This window comes from Paenibacillus wuxiensis (assembly GCF_040195695.1).
Classification (GTDB): domain Bacteria; phylum Bacillota; class Bacilli; order Paenibacillales; family Paenibacillaceae; genus Paenibacillus_B; species Paenibacillus_B suaedae.
In genome coordinates this window covers 217438-234010 of the sequence record NZ_JBEFZI010000010.1, presented here as the reverse complement: position 1 = coordinate 234010, position 16573 = coordinate 217438, and the positions used below count along the sequence as shown (strand labels likewise).

The window sequence follows — 16573 nt, the reverse complement described above, 5'->3', positions numbered from 1 at the left end:
ACACCTATATATGGACATGATGGAGGAGAATATGTCGCAATCTGCTATCAATCAAGAAGAATTTACGATTATGTACTCCGGGCATGCGAGACACACGAAGCCATTCACTCTCGTCATCCCCAAGCTGGAGCATTACCTCATTCGCATACAATTGGAAGGCAATGCTCATGTCTGGATGAATGATCAATATACGGAAATTACACCTGGCGATATGCTCATGCTGTCACCGGGCTCTCATTATGATTTGAAAATAGGGTACCGCCACCCCGAATCAGGCATCCCTCACAAAAAAGTGCACAGCCTCGACTACTACTTCATATTGAATGGTCCATGGATACAAGCGTGGTGGAACCAGATTACCACTCACGGCAAGGTAGACATCGGAATCGACGATCGTCTTCTGTCGATATGGCGGGAGATTATGCAGGAGCAGCGCCTCTATGGAAGCCACAACATGAACGATATTGTTAGACACCTAAGCTTTGCTTACTTCCGCATGTTGGAGAGAACCTTAAATGAACGCGCACATCCCTCTTATTTGAATCGCAATCGCAGTGAGCAGGTCGCCCATCAAATGAAGCATTATATTGAAATGAATGTTACGGAGCCGTTTACGCTGCAGGATGTTGCAACCCGCGTGCAGCTAAGTGTGTCCAGAGCATCACATATTTTCAAGGAAACATTCCATCAATCCGTCATGGACTATGCCATCCAACTCCGATTGACGATGGCTTGCGAACGGATTTTGCATGGGTATATGCCGCTGGAGCAAATTGCTGAAATGTGTGGATTTCAAAGTTACTCCTATTTCCATCGAACGTTCAAAACTCGCCTTGGCATAGCGCCACGTGATTTCCGGGAGCAGCGGCAGCTGGACAACCATGCGGATTCGAGCAATTGACGGTCGCGAAATGATTTGTGAGGAAATTGTGGTATTTTGCATAATCAGCTTGTGTTTCTGCTGTGGATTGACTATGATGATATTGAAATAATTTTCATCAAGATTAGATATATGGTTAAAATTATTTTCACCATTTTTCACGTAAGAGGATGATATTTTTGTCGAGCATTTTGCATGCGATCCGCCAGCAGGTTCAAGATTTTCACCCGCAGGAGCGCAAAGTGGCGGACTATATTTTGCAGTTTCCGGGCAATGTAGTGACGATGGGCATCACAGAGCTGGCTGAACAATCCGGCACTTCACCCGCAACCGTCACTAGATTTTGTAAAACCCTTCATTTCCGTGGATTCCCGGACTTCAAGACGAAGCTGGCGGCCGACATGGCACAGCAGTCCACACCACTATCCTATCAGGACATTATCGCAGGTAACCCGCTGCGCGATATTATTACGGCCATCGAGTCCAATCATATACGCTCGATATCCGACACGACGCGGCTATTAGACATGGTTACGCTGGAGCGGGCAATGCATGCTTTTCAGCAGGCAAGACAGATTGATCTGTACGGAATGGCAACGTCCGGTATCGTAGCATTGGACTTCTACCAGAAGCTGATTCGTGTTGGCAAACGCGCGACCTGCTTCTCCGATCCGCATATGCAGATTACATCCGCCGCCAACTTGAATGAGCTTGATGTGGCGTTCGCCATCTCCTATTCTGGAGAGACACCAGAGACGATCGATGCGCTACAATGCGCCAAGGAGCGCGGCGCGACCACCATCTCACTAACGAAGGTTGGTTCAAATCGCCTTGCTAGTCTTGCTGATATTCATTTATCTGCTTCTTCTCTCGAAGAAGGCATGCGTCGCGGTGACATGGCTTCCCGTATCGCACAGCTCCATATAATTGATATTTTGTTCGCGGGAATGGTCACGGAGCAGTTCGATGATCATATTCCGAAGCTAGAGCAGTCGTATCGCATGGTACGCAAGTACCGTAAAGATAAAGGGAGGTAACTCAGTTCATGAACATCTTAACGTTCCAAACAAACGAGGAATTAAACCAAATCGCTGCAGGCATCTTTGCAAGCCTCATCCAGACAAAGCCTAATGCCGTACTAGGCTTGGCAACTGGCAGTACGCCAATCGGCATCTACCAAGAGCTGATTCGCCTGAATGAGAAAAAGTATGTAAGCTTCAAAAATGTTCGTTCCTTCAACCTGGACGAATACGTTGGTCTGCCTGAAGGCCATCCAGAATCGTACATGTCGTTCATGAACAAGCAATTGTTCGATCATATCGATATCAATAAAGAGAACACTCGTGTACCAAACGGCAATGCAGCCGACTTGGAACAAGAGTGCAAGCAATATGATGAGATGCTCTCTGATGCATCCATCGACCTGCAGCTGCTTGGCCTTGGCCACAATGGTCACATTGGCTTCAACGAACCAGACCAAAATCTGCATGCAGGCACACATCTTGTCCAATTGAAAGAAGAGACTCGCCAAGCGAACAAGCGCTTCTTCGATTCCATTGATGAAGTGCCAACACAAGCGGTAACAATGGGCGTTGGCTCGATCTTGAAGGCTAAAATGATTATGCTCGTTGTTCGCGGTGCGGACAAGGCTGACATTGTTCATCGCGCTTTGACTGGCCCGGTTACAACAGAAATTCCGGCATCATTGTTGCAAACTCATCCGAATGTAGTAGTTTTGCTTGACAAGGAGGCGGCACAACATTTCCATGGCTAATTCAACGTTTACCCTAACCAATGCAAATGTCGTAACACCGAACGGCGTATTGTATGATGGAGTCGTTCGGGTAGAAGATGGCCTTATTTCCTTTATTGGAAAGTGGTCAGAATTGGCACAGCCTGAGCAGGATGCTTGGGGCAAGGAAGCAGTAGACGCTAAGGGCGGCTGGGTGCTACCAGGCTTTGTCGATCTGCATATTCATGGCGGCTTCGGCGCAGACTTCATGGATGCAAATGCCGAATCTTACGATAAAATTACGAAGTTCCATATGGAGCACGGTACAACTGCTATGCTCGCTACTTCGATGACACAATCTCATGAAGCACTGGATCGTGTTATGGTAGCGGTTGATGCCTACATCAAGCAAGGCATGAAGTATACTCAATTGGCAGGCGTTCACTTGGAAGGTCCGTTCGTGAATCCGAAGTACAAGGGCGCACAGAACGATATCTACATGATCGATCCTCAAATCGACTGGTTCGAGGATTGGCATGCACGCTTCCCTGGCCTGATGAAGCAAGTGAGCTTAGCGCCTGAGCGTAACAACGCTACGGAAGCCATCCGCTGGCTTCGCGCTCACGACGTAAATGCTGCTGCAGCACATACAGCAGCTACGTACGATCAAGTGACGGCCGCAGCCAATGCTGGTCTGAACCAAGCGGTTCACACGTTCAACGCAATGACTCCAATCCACCATCGTGATCCAGGTGTAGCCGGAGCCGTGCTTACCGATGACCGCATTACAGCTGAGATTATCTCCGACGGAATTCACGTACACCCTGCTTGCATCAAGATGCTGAGCCGTACGAAAGCTTCCGGCAAGCTCGTAATGATTACAGACGCGATGTCCGCAGCTGGTATGCCTGATGGACAGTATGATCTTGGCGGTCTCGCTGTAACGATGAAGGAAGGCGTATGCCGTTTGACTGACGGCGGTTCGCTCGCAGGCAGTACGCTTACGATGATTCAGGCTGTGAAGAATATGATTCAATTTACAGGACTCCCGCTGCATGAAGTATCACGCCTTGCAAGCTTGAATCCTGCGAAGCAAATTGGAATCGACGGCTATACAGGCAGCATCGAAGTTGGCAAGCAAGCTGACTTGGTATGGACAGATGCTGATCTGAACATTGAACGCGTATGGGTAAAAGGCAGCACGCATATGTAAGCAGCTGTTGTTATCATACCTTGTTTACAACCATATCCGCATAAAAAAGAATGGCTTTCCGAAACGATACCTGCATCGTATTCGGGAAGCCATTTGTTGATTGCAGGGCATGACCATCGGAACAAAAAATAAAGCGTACTTGCCACGATGCTCGTTCTATGCAGCATGGGTATACGCTCGAATCTATCCGAGTCTGTCATCCGGACCTACTCATCAAAGACCTTCCTTCCCACATCAACCGATGTGTTCCAGAAGGCTGAATTGTCAGGGCGATGGGCTTAGCTTATTGTTAGATTTTTAACTCCCCAAGCTTGATTAGCTCGACTACCGCTTGCGAACGACCTTTTACATTCAATTTCTGCATCACATTCGAAATATGATTTCGAACGGTTTTCTCACTAATGAACAATTGTTGTGCAATATCACGGGTCGTTTTGTCCTGAACTAATAATTCAAAAACTTCGCGCTCACGATTAGTCAGTAGAAACTTATTTTTGTGATCGCTACCCTTCAAGTGTCACCCCTCCTTGCCCGAGTTTTTGTAATTTAACAAGGTTTAGGGATACAGTCAAATTTATACTATGAAGGGCCATTACACTTGGTGCGGTAATGCGCAAAAATGGGCTAACTAACGTGTTTGTTTGGCTAAAACAGTATAATTCCTTATGTTCGTCAAATGCTACCCTTATCCGAGTATGTAAACAGGACTCCGCCCTCAACAGAGTGAGGAATGAAGTCCGTTCGAAGCCTGAAATTAACGAGTTCCTGTTGTTCCTGTTCCTGGAGCCATATTGTGCAAGCGAGTTGGATGATTGTACGATTGATTTGTTACATTGGTTGGGAACAAACGGTACACCATCTCAGAGAATTCATTAGCAAATCCTGCAATCGGGTGGCCTGCACCTGCTTGCTTGCTGTACTCATTCATGCGGTTGACGAAGTCTGGGTTGGCAGATACATACACATTATTGCAGCTCGGGTCTTCCTTCTTCACCGCGTTGGCAATATGTGCCTTCAAGTCACCAGATATGTTATCATTCACATTAGATGTACCATCATAAGAACCGAGGCTGCCAGCAGAGTATGGCCGTGGTCCATGTCCAGGCTTAACGCTCTTGCTGTGAACTCCTTTAGATGTATGATCGGTCACAACAGCAACATAAGCATTGTTGTTGTTCGTCATCATGACATGTGCCGACTTCACACCCTTAATGGAAGCGATTTTTTTGGCCAGTTTTTGGTTCATTTCCAGCTTGTTCGCGGAATGAGTGCCGTAGCGCCCTCCGTTAAAGGCATTGTTACCATACGAACCATTGTAACCATAAGTACCATACTGTCCATACGTACCATTGTTGAAATTATTGGTGCGGTAACCTCCATCATAACCGTAACCGCGTGTATAACCATCTGGGCTGAACTGATTCATGTTATAGGAACGTAGTCCATCACCCGAGAAGTTCGTATTGTAGCGGTTCGCGTTATAACGATGATCCGTTCCGAGCGGTCTTACACCATCATTGCCATAATTCATATTATGCTGACGCACACTCTTCGTGGACATATTGTCCCGATTTCCACAACCTGTAAGCCCCATTGTCATCACTAATGCTGCCGTCAACGTTAGCAAAACTGCTTTTGCTCGCATCAATGTTCCTCCTTGTTCAGTTCATAATTGAGGTGCCAACAATGTTAGCATGCGCTGACCGCCTGATGTTATGCCGATAGGTTTTTCCGATACTTCCACTCCTTGCATCTTGTTATCAGCTTGTCCTAAAAAGAATGACGAATTCCCCAATCGTGCAAATTACAAAAGCATGGATTGACAATTTTTTACCGGACGTATTATCATATTAGTATTAGACTATAGTACCAGGTACTAATTTAAATTATATACACTAATTTTTGTTTAGGCGTTCATTCATCTCGATTTACTTGGATCGCACGCTCCCTTTCGGTCCGAACATAAAGAAGGAGGATAAGCATGCAAACGGTGAAACTGCACACCAAAGCGCAAATTACAGCATTCGGCACCTATGTGCCTGAGCGCCGCTTAACAAATGAGGATCTGTCGCACATGGTTGATACGAACCATGAATGGATTGTTCAACGAACGGGCATGATTGAACGACGGATTGTAGATGAAGGAACATATGCCAGCGATCTTGCGTTCGAAGCTGCTAAGAATCTGGCAGACACGTACCATGTTAATCTGCAAACGGTTGATGCAGTACTTGTAGCAACATCAACACCAGATGCTTTCTTCCCAAGCACGGCTGGCATCATTCAAGGAAGACTTGGCATCCCTCAAGCAATGGCGCTTGATATATCGAATGCATGTGCAGGATTTGTTAGTGCCATGCAATTGGCGATAGGACTCATTGATGCTGGTATGCATCGCAAAGTATTAGTAATTGGAACCGAAGTGCTGACCCGCACGGTTGATTACACGGATCGCAGCACTTGCATCTTATTCGGAGATGGGGCTGGAGCGATTCTTCTAGAAGCTGGGACTGCTGAGCAGCAATCTTGTTTCCTTGCTTCTGGATCATTAACGACAGGAGACTTAGGCGGGATCTTGCATCGCAAGGCTGTCGCCGATCGGATTGGCGATGTGGAGATGAAACCTGACAGCACGTTAGTTCAAAATGGGCGCGAAGTCCTTAAGTGGGCGCTCCGCCAAGTTCCGGTAGGCATTCAGCAATTGCTTCAAGACACTGGCTACACGACAGAGCAAATTGACATCTTTGTGCCACACAGCGCTAATCTACGGATGATTGAGTCCATATGTGAACGAAGTGGGATTCCGCTTGAGCGCACGCTTACTAGTGTCCAATATTATGGTAATACATCTGCAGCCAGTATTCCGCTGGCGATAGCGGGAGGATTAGCAGACGGCCGTCTGAAACCGGGAGCACTCACTTTACTGTATGGATTCGGCGGCGGATTCTCGCAATCGATCTTGCTGCTGCGCTGGCCGGATTTACAAGCATAATGCTCGGATTGGGCATCTCTATGATTCACCTAATTCTCTTATAACTCCTACACAATGGAACCAGAGGGTGTCCCTAATTTTGAATGAGCATGCATAAAAAGACGCTTCCATCTCCACCAATACAGTGGTTCCGGAAGCGTCTTTGTTCATCTTGCAGGACTAGCTCACATTTCTTGGGACAGACCCACATGCATTCTTACTTATATACATGAACACGTACAAACTCTATTTACCTGTTGCAGATGCACTATTTCCTTCAATTTCCCATTCTTTGATCGCTTCATCAAGCTTCGCCTTCGGGACAGCATATGCCCATTGCCCATCTTGAGGGATTATCCATATCTTCTCTCCGATCACGTATCCTTCAAATATCCTCTTCTCCGTAGCATTGATGGCATCCGGCTTCAATGAGAGTTCCAGCTTCCAACCTGGCTCGTGAGATGATCCTGCCAATAACTCCTTCTTCTGCTTCGGCAGTTCGGTTGTCGACCAATCTCGGAATTGATTGATGAGCACATTAGCTTTATCTTCCGTAATAGACTTGTCCTGAAGCCGCCAATTCATCTCTGTTTGATTGCCTGAATCTGAATTCCCTGCTGAAGATTCTCCCTCACTCACATTCGTTGGAACGGATCCTGGATCATCATTTGAACTTAGGTTATATGTTTTTCCCGCATAACTCCAACTGAATTGTTCCACCCGTTCAATTGGGAATGTTATCGGTTCCTTCAACACAAAATCATACGCGCTCCGCTTCAATCCCGACCATTCAGTAGCAGGGACTTGATATACCTTGTTATTGTCATCTACCATTGCATAGTAAGTGCCTGAAATCGGGGTTTCATTGCCGATCTTAAGATTATGTCTTATCCCGTTAGCACCAGTTGCCTGGAATACCCACGTTGGCTTATCCAAGCCATATTTCCCAAGGTTCGCTGACTCTCCCTCAACGATCGAATCTGCCTTCGCCTTTGTCACTATAGAGATCCAGTCATTAATCGGATACGAATTGAGCGGATACGGACGCGGCTCTAACATCTCCCACTGTTCGCCCTTCTTATGAAGCGATACTCGGGAACCTTCCCCCACTATCATAATAGAATCAATATCCTGCGCTTGCATCGTTATGAGCGGCACGGCCTCCGTATTCTCCTGTTTGGTGCGGAAGAAATCGTGTGTAGAGGCGTACACATAACCGGCTATGAATACAATCAATAGTAGAAAGGTTGGGATGAGCCTTCTCATCTGTCTCATATTATTCACGACGCCCGTCTCCTTCTCCACCATAATGCTGCCCCTATACCAAGCAATAGCACCGGGAAGCCGATAACAGTCGTCCATAGAATTGCCTTGCCCTGTCCAGGAGTCAGGTATGCAATTTGATAGGCATCATTCTCCCGTGGCCTGATCGTCACTTGTTCTTGATTCCCCTGGAGCCAGTTCATGCTATTCAGCGCGAAGTCCCGATTACCCTGCGTATATAGATTCTGATCTTCGATATAACTCGATCCACCAATAATAACTGCCTTTGGCTTCCCCTCTGTTGTCGTTACGGCTACCCCCAGCGTTAATGGTCCAGCAAGATCCTTATCGTCGCGTTCGCTTCCCTCTTGCATTAGCCTTGGAATATCTGTCTCCCCATAAGAAGTTGTAGAAGTCTTCAAGATCGGCTCCACTGACAGCTTATCGGTAGAAGAAGCTTCTAAAGGCAGCCCCAACGTCAGCAAAGTAAGCAAATTATACTGCGACAGCTTGGATGTTAGTTCATGCTCTCCGTATTCAGGCACAATCGTAAATGGATCATACAATGTGCTCTTCTTCTGCTCGACTGCGACTGCATGCTTGTTCGTCACACCAAGATGCTTGAGCAAGCTGTCAATGTTCTTCCAAGATTTCGACATGTCTGGATTGAAGCCAAGCGCAATGTACAACTTTCCCTTGTCATCCACATACTGTTGCAGAAGCTTCGCTTCCTTATCCATAATATCTTTGTTGGCGCCTAGTATCATGACCATGTCCGCATCCTGTGGGACTGCACCTTCTCGATATAAATTCAGCTCTTTGACTTGGATATTGTCCTCTTCCAAGCTGGAGCGGAGGGCAGTTACTTGCGACAACGGCAGCTCTTCATGGCCAGACAATACGTAAGCTGTTGCTTTGCGCTCAGATGTTAGGCTTCTAAGTGCTTGGGTCATTTTTTCCTCGCCACTAAAACGATAAGCCCCATAGTCCTCTCCACCACTGAACATCTCATACAGTCCAACCGTCTTGCGCTTCGTTCCGCGCTCGAACACAAGGGAGCTCCCCGCTAAGCCATATTGCTGTGCTAGGGAGGGTTCCTTCATTAAATCAATTTGTTCGACCTTAATATGTTTATTTCGCAGTGCATACTGTTCTGCCATGTCAGCAACTTCCCTAATTAGCACAGGATCATCCTGCGGCGTATAGAACAGCTTCACATTGACCTTATCTTCGACCGAAGTCAGAGCGGCAATCGTTTGTTCCGATAGCGTGAAAGACTTATTCTTCGTGAAGTCCCACTGCCACCCCGTCATCGATTGTAGAAAATAGGTCAACAACACAAAAATTCCGAGGACAGCGACTGATCGTACTGCCGCATTCGTTCTTCGCAGCCACTTGTTCATCATTCGTTACCTCCACCGTTTTCTTTCAAGTACTTGGATACTCAGCACGACAAATACAATCGCGAGTGTTAGGAAAAAGAGTACGTCCGGCCCATTCAGTACCCCTTTCATAAAGGACTGCAATCGATTGTTCATCGAAAATGGAGCAATCCAATCACCGACGGCAGAAGAAGGAATGGCATCCAGCAGCCAGAACATGAGCAGGATCACGAATGCAGCGATGGCGGTTACCATCTGATGCTCAGACAGTGCAGATGCAAATAAGCCAATAGAAGCCATTGCAATCGTAAGCAGCAGCAATCCGAGTACAGAAGTCAGCAGCACACGCATATCCAATGTTCCGAAGAACGACATGACGAATGGATACACCAAGCTAAACCCGACAAGCACAACCATCAAGACACATGCTGCAACATATTTGCCAAGAACAATCTCGCTCAGACGGGCAGGCGAAGTAAGCAGCAGCTCATCGGTACCGTGGCGGAATTCATCTGCGAACAGTCGCATCGTCAACAAGGGAATGATAAAAATATACATAAATGTGGTATTGCCCGTCACAAGCCGGAAATCAACGATACTAGGCTGGAACAATACAAAATTCAAATAAAACATAATCCCTGAAATCAACACATACACCGAGAAAGCTGCATAAGATGTCGGCGATGTGAAATATGCGAGCATTTCTTTGCGAAATATCGCGCTAAATCTGCGCATCACCAGACTCCTCCTCTGTTGTCAATCTCGTAAATACATCCTCCAGACTTGTCGATTCCCGCTTCATCTCTAACAGGGGATACCCTGCATTAGCCAAAGTGAAAAAAAGAGCTTCCCTTATATCCGCCTGCTCCTTCGCAGTAACCTGGAGATGAACCTCTTGATCATTGCTTTCAGATTCGATGTGGGCGATCTCGGGAATAACCGTTATCGCTTCAACCACCTCAGCAGCTGTTCCCTTCACAATGAGATGCAGCTTCGATTCTTGACCAAGCGCGGTTCCCAATTGTTCAGGCAGCTCGTCAAGCACAATTTGCCCTTGATGAATAATAATGACCCGGTTGCATAGTGTGTTCACTTCCGGGAGAATATGTGTACTGAGCAATACCGTATGCTGCTCCCCGAGCTCTCGAATGAGCTGGCGTATTTCCACGATCTGATTCGGGTCTAGCCCTGATGTAGGCTCGTCCAGCACAAGCAGATCCGGCTTGTGAATGATGGCTTGCGCAAGTCCTAGCCGCTGCTTGTAGCCCTTGGATAGCCCCCGAATCGCCTGATTTTCTCTGCCTTGCAAGCCCAATCTGTCTACCATTTCACTAATTCGCACGCTTCGTTCTCGTACCGATACACCTCTTATATCCGCCACAAAACGCAAATACGACTTCACCGTCATATCTGGGTACAGCGGCGGGCTTTCCGGCAAATAACCAATCTTGCTTCTGGCCGTACCCCCATGGTCTGCCATGGAAATGCCATCAATGGAGATGCTCCCGCTTGTCGGATGCAAATATCCCGTAATCATCCGCATCGTTGTCGTCTTCCCCGCACCGTTAGGGCCTAGAAAGCCCACAACTTCGCCGCGCGCCATAGAGAAGTCAATATGCTGAACACCACGACGCTCGCTGTACAGCTTACTGACGTCCTTCACTTCTAACATCTGTATCCCCCTTGTCCAGACTTCATCCAAGACATACCTCACCCATGTTAACTAAGTAAGTCTGTATGAATCGCTATACTCATGTTAACGATTCAACTCTAAATCAAGCTGAAAAGAGGCTGAAAGGTAACTTAAAAACCCGTGTCTAATTTGTGAACAAAAAAAATCATAGCCCGGCAAGGCTATGATTCATGGCATTGATATAAAAATAGATAAATAGAGGGATAGATAAGAGGTCATCGCACTCGCAAGTCCTCCCATTCAGAGAGAACTAGCACATCCATATGCCTCGCATGACGTACCAACGCCTTCATAGCTCCTAACCTGCCCAAGCGGCGTACACGACTCGGCATCCCTACGATGATTTGGCTTGCCCGCAGTTGATCTGCTACATGCACAGCCGTACTGGCCCATCTTCTGCGTGCAACTGCCTCATATTCCTGGTACGTACCGCCAAGCCGTTCGGTCAATGCCTGCACAGCGGCCATCTCCTTCTCCATATCTGCCGTCTTTCCTCTTCTTCTCCATGGAGCAATAGGCAGATGTACCACATGCATAGGCGCCTTCAAGCGATGGGCTATGCGGAAGCCATGGCGCACCAATCTCTCGGGCCGCACGCAAGAGTCGATACATACGAATATCACTTCCTGCCTCCGCCACGGTCCACGGAACAGTGCTCTTCGTTCCCATGACTCCAATCGCTCATCCACATCGTCAGCAACCTCGCGCAGTGCAAGCTCCCGCAGGCCAATCAGATTCGGCGTACGGAAGAAATTCGACAAGGCTTGATCTACCTTATCCGCCTTGTAGATCAACCCAGCGCGCATTCGTTCCTGGATCGTCTGCGGCGTTACATCAATCAATTGAATCTCCCGCGCCTGCCGAAGCACGATATCCGGAACTGTCTCACGCACGCGTACTCCTGTTACATGCTCTACTGCATCATTCAAGCTTTCAATATGCTGGACATTGACCGTCGTCACGACGGATATCCCCGCCTCAAGCAAACATAAGACATCTTCATATCGCTTGGCTCGAATACTTCCCGGCACATTCGTATGCGCCAGCTCATCGACAAGTACAACCTCTGCATGAATGCGGAGCAGCTCCCCCGTATCCATCTCCTCCAGCATCTTGCCATTATACGCAATGCGCTTGCGAGGAATAACCGGAAGCCCTCCTACTTGACCGGCTGTCTCCGCTCTCCCGTGCGTTTCCAGCAAGCCAATGACGACGTCAACGCCCTGCTCTCGCAAGCGGTTGCCTTCCTGAAGCATATGATAGGTTTTCCCTACCCCGGGTGCCGCACCAATAATCACTTTCAGCTTCCCTCGCTTCAGTCCGGCTGCCTTCTCTTGAACCCGCTGTTCCGTCACCCGCTTAAATGGCGTCTCAGCCTCAGCTCCGCCGGATAGGCGGGCAGGCAGTATCCGCTCCCCCTCTGCAATCGAGTGATCGGCAATGAGGAACAAGTCCGTCATCTCGATACGTTTCAGCAGAGCTCCAATCAGCGAACCTTTCAACAGCTCCTGCCACCGCGTCTGACGAGAATGGCCGAGTACGAAGCGGGTTATCCCATGCATCTTCGCATATTCAGCCAGTGCAGATGCCATATCGCGGCGCGATCGGGAAGCAATCTCCTCCCATACCGCTTCCGTCTTCATCGCCATCTTCTTCAGCGAGCGGCGGAATGCAGCCTGCTCCGTCGTCAATTCCATATCTGGCTGAACAAAGGTCACAATATACAGTTCACCGTTAAGCCGCTTCGCAATTTGCTGCCCTCTTCGAATATGAATCGATCCATTCCAGCCGTATTGTGCAAGAACAAGAATCCGTTCGGAAGCTCCCGAAGGGCCTGTAAGGCCCATCTCATTCCGATGCTGCTCAAGTGAGCCGTTGACATGCTCCGCCATCGTGCGGAGCGCGAGCTCGCGCAATATACTTATACGGCTTCGCTCTTCCGCTCGATGCTTCCGCGAATGCTTAGCTCGACTGAACTGCCCCTGCATTCTACGCTCCATTAAAGACTCTGCAGACACATCAAGGAGGCGGACTTCGTCTGCCTCCTTCAATGCCTCACTTGGTATCGTCCATTCGCTGACGACGCCGGTCATTTTCTTTGCCGCAGCTTGAACACTTTCCTCTTCATAAGCATTCATCGTCGCAATTACGTTCATGCCCCGTTTCAACAATTCTCTTACATCTTCCAGCCTCGTTGAACGTAAGGCTTCCGGTCGATTACGATGAGCAAGTCCATCAATAAGCACCACATCCGGCATCCGAACTGTAATGGCCTCCACATCGATGTCGTAACGATCCTGTCCATCCCTCTGCCATGCGATCATCGGAATGGCTTGAATGGGGGAAGAATCAATGCCAACGTGCAGCCCAGCCTCATTCCATATTTCCTGCGTCGGCAGCACTGTGCCGTACACCACATCCAGCCCTTGCTTGGTACAATTCACCCCTTCCAGCAGCAGCTGTGTCGTCTTGCCCGCCCCACTGGCAACAGCCATAAGAATCCGCAGCCTTCCCCGCTTCATCTGCTCAAGCATTCGCAATATCATTTCCGGCGATTGCCTACGGTACTCATCCCCTTCATTCACAGCCGACACCTAACCTTTCATTTCGTGCTGTACTTCCAGGTTCAGCAACAATACATTGATGCGCTGTTGACCGAATACTCCCAAGTCTCTTCCTTCTGTATATTTCGAAATCAACTGTTCAAGTCGTTCCTTCGAGATTCCGCTAGCCTTCGCTACACGAGGCAGCTGTACACGTGCCGCCTCCGGTGTAATGTGCGGATCCAGTCCCGAGGCAGAGTTGGTCAGCAAATCCTGTGGAATCCGCTTCACATCCGCATCTGGATTCTCCTTGCCCCATTCCTCAACTGACTTCTCAACTCTCTCTTTAAGCGCTGGATTCGAAGGAGCGTAGTTCGGCGAACCAGAGCCAGCAGCATCGTTCCCGATGCTAGATATTCGCCCATGGAAATATTGCGGTTCTGTAAATGTCTGTCCGATCAACTTCGAACCCAGCAACTCCCCCTTCTCATTGTATACCATGCTGCCGTTCGCTTGATTCGGCATTACCGCCTGTGCAAGCCCCGTCATCGCAAATGGATAAGCAAGGCCGCACAGCAGCAGCAAGCCGATTGTCGTCCGCACCATCGCTCCACCAATATTCATACGCTCTGTCATGTTCGTTCATCCTCTCTTCTTCCTTGCTTGAACCCGATATGATTATTTCAACAATCTTCTCTATCTACATACCAACCATTAGCGTTATTTCAGTTATTGCCGCTAATTACAATTTGGGACAGCTACTCAGCTATTACAGTTAAGGTTGTTATTCGGCTATTTGCAGTTACAATTGTTGCAAGGTTACACTAAAATGCCCACAATTAGATCGATCAGCTTAATGCCGACGAACGGAGCTACTAATCCGCCCAAGCCGTATACGAACAGGTTGCGCTGCAGCAGCTTAGCCGAAGACATCGGCTTATACGCCACGCCTTTGACCGCCAGCGGAATTAATAACGGAATGATGATGGCATTAAAAATGAGCGCCGACAAAATGGCCGATACGGGCGAATGCAAGCCCATAATATTCAGGGCTGACATCTGCGGAATGGCAATCATGAACATTGCTGGAATGATAGCAAAGTATTTCGCCACATCGTTCGCAATACTGAATGTCGTCAATGCGCCGCGCGTCATGAGAAGCTGCTTGCCGATCGATACCACCTCAATGACCTTCGTCGGATCAGAATCGAGATCGACCATATTTGCCGCTTCCTTCGCTGCTGCCGTACCGCTGTTCATCGCGATGCCGACATCCGCCTGTGCCAGTGCCGGAGCATCATTCGTACCGTCTCCAGTCATTGCTACCAGCTTCCCTGCCGCCTGCTCCTTGCGAATCAGAGCCAGCTTATCTTCTGGCTTGCTCTCTGCGATGAAGTCATCTACCCCCGCTTCCCGAGCAATGGTTGCTGCCGTCAGTGGATTATCCCCTGTACACATGACGGTGCGAATGCCCATGCGGCGAAGCTGTTCGAACCGTTCCCGCATGCCTGGCTTCACCGTATCCTTCAAGTAGATCAGCCCATAAATATCGCGTCCGAAGGCCACAGCCAGCGGCGTTCCGCCAGCAGAAGCAATCGCATCTGAATTGGCATCCAAATCCTGCGGAACGGTACCTCCCTGGGCGATAACCCAGCGTTTCACCGCATCAACAGCCCCTTTGCGCACGCTGCGCCCATCCTTCAGGTCAACACCGCTCATGCGTGTTTCCGCTTTGAACGGGATGAATTCCCCTTGTATAGCAAGTTCTGCTTCATACTTAATTCCTGCCTTGGATACCCAATCCACGACAGAGCGACCTTCAGGTGTCTCATCATGATGAGAGGCAACAGCTGCCCACTGAGACAATGTGTTTACATTCGTTCCTTGCACCGGAATGAGTTCATGAGCCAAGCGATTCCCGAACGTAATGGTTCCCGTCTTATCTAGAATAATTGTATGAATATCCCCGCAGGCTTCAACCGCCTTACCTGACGTTGCAATGACATTGAACCGAGTTACGCGGTCCATACCTGCAATACCGATCGCGGACAGCAACCCCCCAATCGTAGTAGGAATCAAGCAGACCAGCAGGGCAATTAGCACCGCCGCATTCAATTCGACCTGCAAATAATGACTGAATACAGGCAAGGTCACAACGACAACCAAGAAGATAAGCGTCAAGCTGACAAGTACAGTATGAAGAGCAAGCTCATTCGGAGTCTTCTTGCGCTGCGCGCCTTCAACTAATGAAATCATTCGATCCAAGAACGATTCTCCCGGATCGCTTGTAATCCGAATACGAATCTCATCACTAATTACCTTCGTTCCAGCAGTTACCGAGCAGAAATCCCCGCCTGCTTCTTTCAATACTGGCGCAGACTCCCCAGTAATCGCTGATTCATCCACAGAGGCCAATCCGGAGATGACCTCGCCATCGCCAGGAATCGTCTCCCCTTCACTAACGACTACGACATCACCCTTACGGAGCTCGGATGAGGATACGCGAACCGTTCCACCTTCGGTTATCTTGTTCGCCCACAAATCCCGCTTCGCCTGCTTCAACGAATCCGCCTGTGCCTTGCCGCGACCTTCAGCGAGAGCCTCAGCAAAGTTCGCGAACCAAACCGTAATGAATAAGATGAAGCTGACCGCGCCGTTGAACCAACGTGGCATTGGCGAACCAAAGGCATCCGGCACGAACGTAAGCAGCAGTGTAATAACGAAGCCAACCTCGCAAATAAACATCATCGGGTTTTTAACCATCTGGCGCGGATCGAACTTCCGCAGCGCATCGATCGATGCTGCCCGCATTAAGCTGCCTTGGAACATGCTCCGTTCCTTGTCTTGATGTGTATGCGTACGCGCCGGTTCAAATGGCGCAGGTGTTTTCATCTGT

The 16573-nt window shown here is 48.7% G+C and carries 14 protein-coding genes; 5 read left to right on the top strand and 9 right to left on the bottom strand.

Going from position 1 to position 16573, the window contains the following annotated elements; genetic code table 11:
* Nucleotides 1-31: 31 nt before the first annotated feature.
* The 4 genes from ABN764_RS23355 to nagA all read left to right on the top strand — a co-directional run bounded on the left by ABN764_RS23355 (nucleotide 32) and on the right by nagA (nucleotide 3825).
* A complete protein-coding gene (locus ABN764_RS23355) occupies nucleotides 32-901 on the top strand; it encodes a helix-turn-helix domain-containing protein (RefSeq protein ID WP_446673249.1) in 870 nt (289 codons plus the stop codon).
* 158 nt (nucleotides 902-1059) lie between these two features.
* Nucleotides 1060-1917 carry a MurR/RpiR family transcriptional regulator gene (locus tag ABN764_RS23350; RefSeq protein ID WP_021252358.1) on the top strand — a complete coding sequence of 286 codons (858 nt, stop codon included), beginning with the start codon at nucleotides 1060-1062 and terminating at the stop codon, nucleotides 1915-1917.
* Nucleotides 1918-1925: 8 nt separating this feature from the next.
* Nucleotides 1926-2654 (top strand): glucosamine-6-phosphate deaminase, encoded by a 729-nt coding sequence (gene nagB / locus ABN764_RS23345; protein WP_174807769.1) that lies wholly within the window; start codon nucleotides 1926-1928, stop codon nucleotides 2652-2654.
* Nucleotides 2647-3825 carry an N-acetylglucosamine-6-phosphate deacetylase gene (nagA, locus tag ABN764_RS23340; RefSeq protein ID WP_021252360.1) on the top strand — a complete coding sequence of 393 codons (1179 nt, stop codon included), beginning with the start codon at nucleotides 2647-2649 and terminating at the stop codon, nucleotides 3823-3825. The genes nagB and nagA overlap by 8 nt, the downstream gene beginning before the upstream one ends.
* A gap of 289 nt (nucleotides 3826-4114) precedes the next feature.
* On the opposite strand, the gene ABN764_RS23335 is transcribed toward nagA, so the two are convergent.
* Both ABN764_RS23335 and ABN764_RS23330 read right to left on the bottom strand, forming a co-directional pair.
* Complete coding sequence (locus ABN764_RS23335; RefSeq protein ID WP_005547175.1) at nucleotides 4115-4339, bottom strand: helix-turn-helix domain-containing protein; 225 nt, start codon at nucleotides 4337-4339, stop codon at nucleotides 4115-4117.
* 240 nt (nucleotides 4340-4579) lie between these two features.
* Nucleotides 4580-5470, bottom strand: a complete 891-nt coding sequence (locus tag ABN764_RS23330) for a YhcN/YlaJ family sporulation lipoprotein (protein WP_446673248.1) — start codon at nucleotides 5468-5470, stop codon at nucleotides 4580-4582.
* Nucleotides 5471-5806: 336 nt separating this feature from the next.
* Here ABN764_RS23330 and ABN764_RS23325 point away from each other — a divergent pair, with 336 nt between their 5' ends.
* Nucleotides 5807-6817 (top strand): ketoacyl-ACP synthase III, encoded by a 1011-nt coding sequence (locus ABN764_RS23325; protein WP_251490003.1) that lies wholly within the window; start codon nucleotides 5807-5809, stop codon nucleotides 6815-6817.
* Between the two features lie 225 nt (nucleotides 6818-7042).
* On the opposite strand, the gene ABN764_RS23320 is transcribed toward ABN764_RS23325, so the two are convergent.
* The 7 genes from ABN764_RS23320 to kdpB form a co-directional block, all read right to left on the bottom strand.
* Nucleotides 7043-8071 carry a DUF4340 domain-containing protein gene (locus ABN764_RS23320; RefSeq protein WP_446673277.1) on the bottom strand — a complete coding sequence of 343 codons (1029 nt, stop codon included), beginning with the start codon at nucleotides 8069-8071 and terminating at the stop codon, nucleotides 7043-7045.
* Nucleotides 8072-8076: 5 nt separating this feature from the next.
* Entirely contained in the window at nucleotides 8077-9465 is a 1389-nt protein-coding gene (locus ABN764_RS23315; protein WP_446673247.1) for a GldG family protein, read from the bottom strand.
* A gap of 3 nt (nucleotides 9466-9468) precedes the next feature.
* A complete protein-coding gene (locus ABN764_RS23310; RefSeq protein WP_446673246.1) occupies nucleotides 9469-10176 on the bottom strand; it encodes an ABC transporter permease subunit in 708 nt (235 codons plus the stop codon).
* On the bottom strand, nucleotides 10163-11113 hold the full coding sequence (locus tag ABN764_RS23305) for an ABC transporter ATP-binding protein (protein ID WP_174810603.1): 951 nt from the start codon (nucleotides 11111-11113) through the stop codon (nucleotides 10163-10165). The genes ABN764_RS23310 and ABN764_RS23305 overlap by 14 nt, the downstream gene beginning before the upstream one ends.
* Nucleotides 11114-11349: 236 nt before the next feature.
* Nucleotides 11350-13719, bottom strand: a complete 2370-nt coding sequence (locus tag ABN764_RS23300) for a histidine kinase (RefSeq protein WP_446673245.1) — start codon at nucleotides 13717-13719, stop codon at nucleotides 11350-11352.
* Between the two features lie 9 nt (nucleotides 13720-13728).
* Nucleotides 13729-14313, bottom strand: coding sequence for a potassium-transporting ATPase subunit KdpC (gene kdpC / locus ABN764_RS23295; protein ID WP_446673244.1), 585 nt, complete (start codon nucleotides 14311-14313; stop codon nucleotides 13729-13731).
* Between the two features lie 183 nt (nucleotides 14314-14496).
* Complete coding sequence (kdpB, locus tag ABN764_RS23290; RefSeq protein ID WP_446673276.1) at nucleotides 14497-16506, bottom strand: potassium-transporting ATPase subunit KdpB; 2010 nt, start codon at nucleotides 16504-16506, stop codon at nucleotides 14497-14499.
* Nucleotides 16507-16573 lie beyond the last annotated feature (67 nt).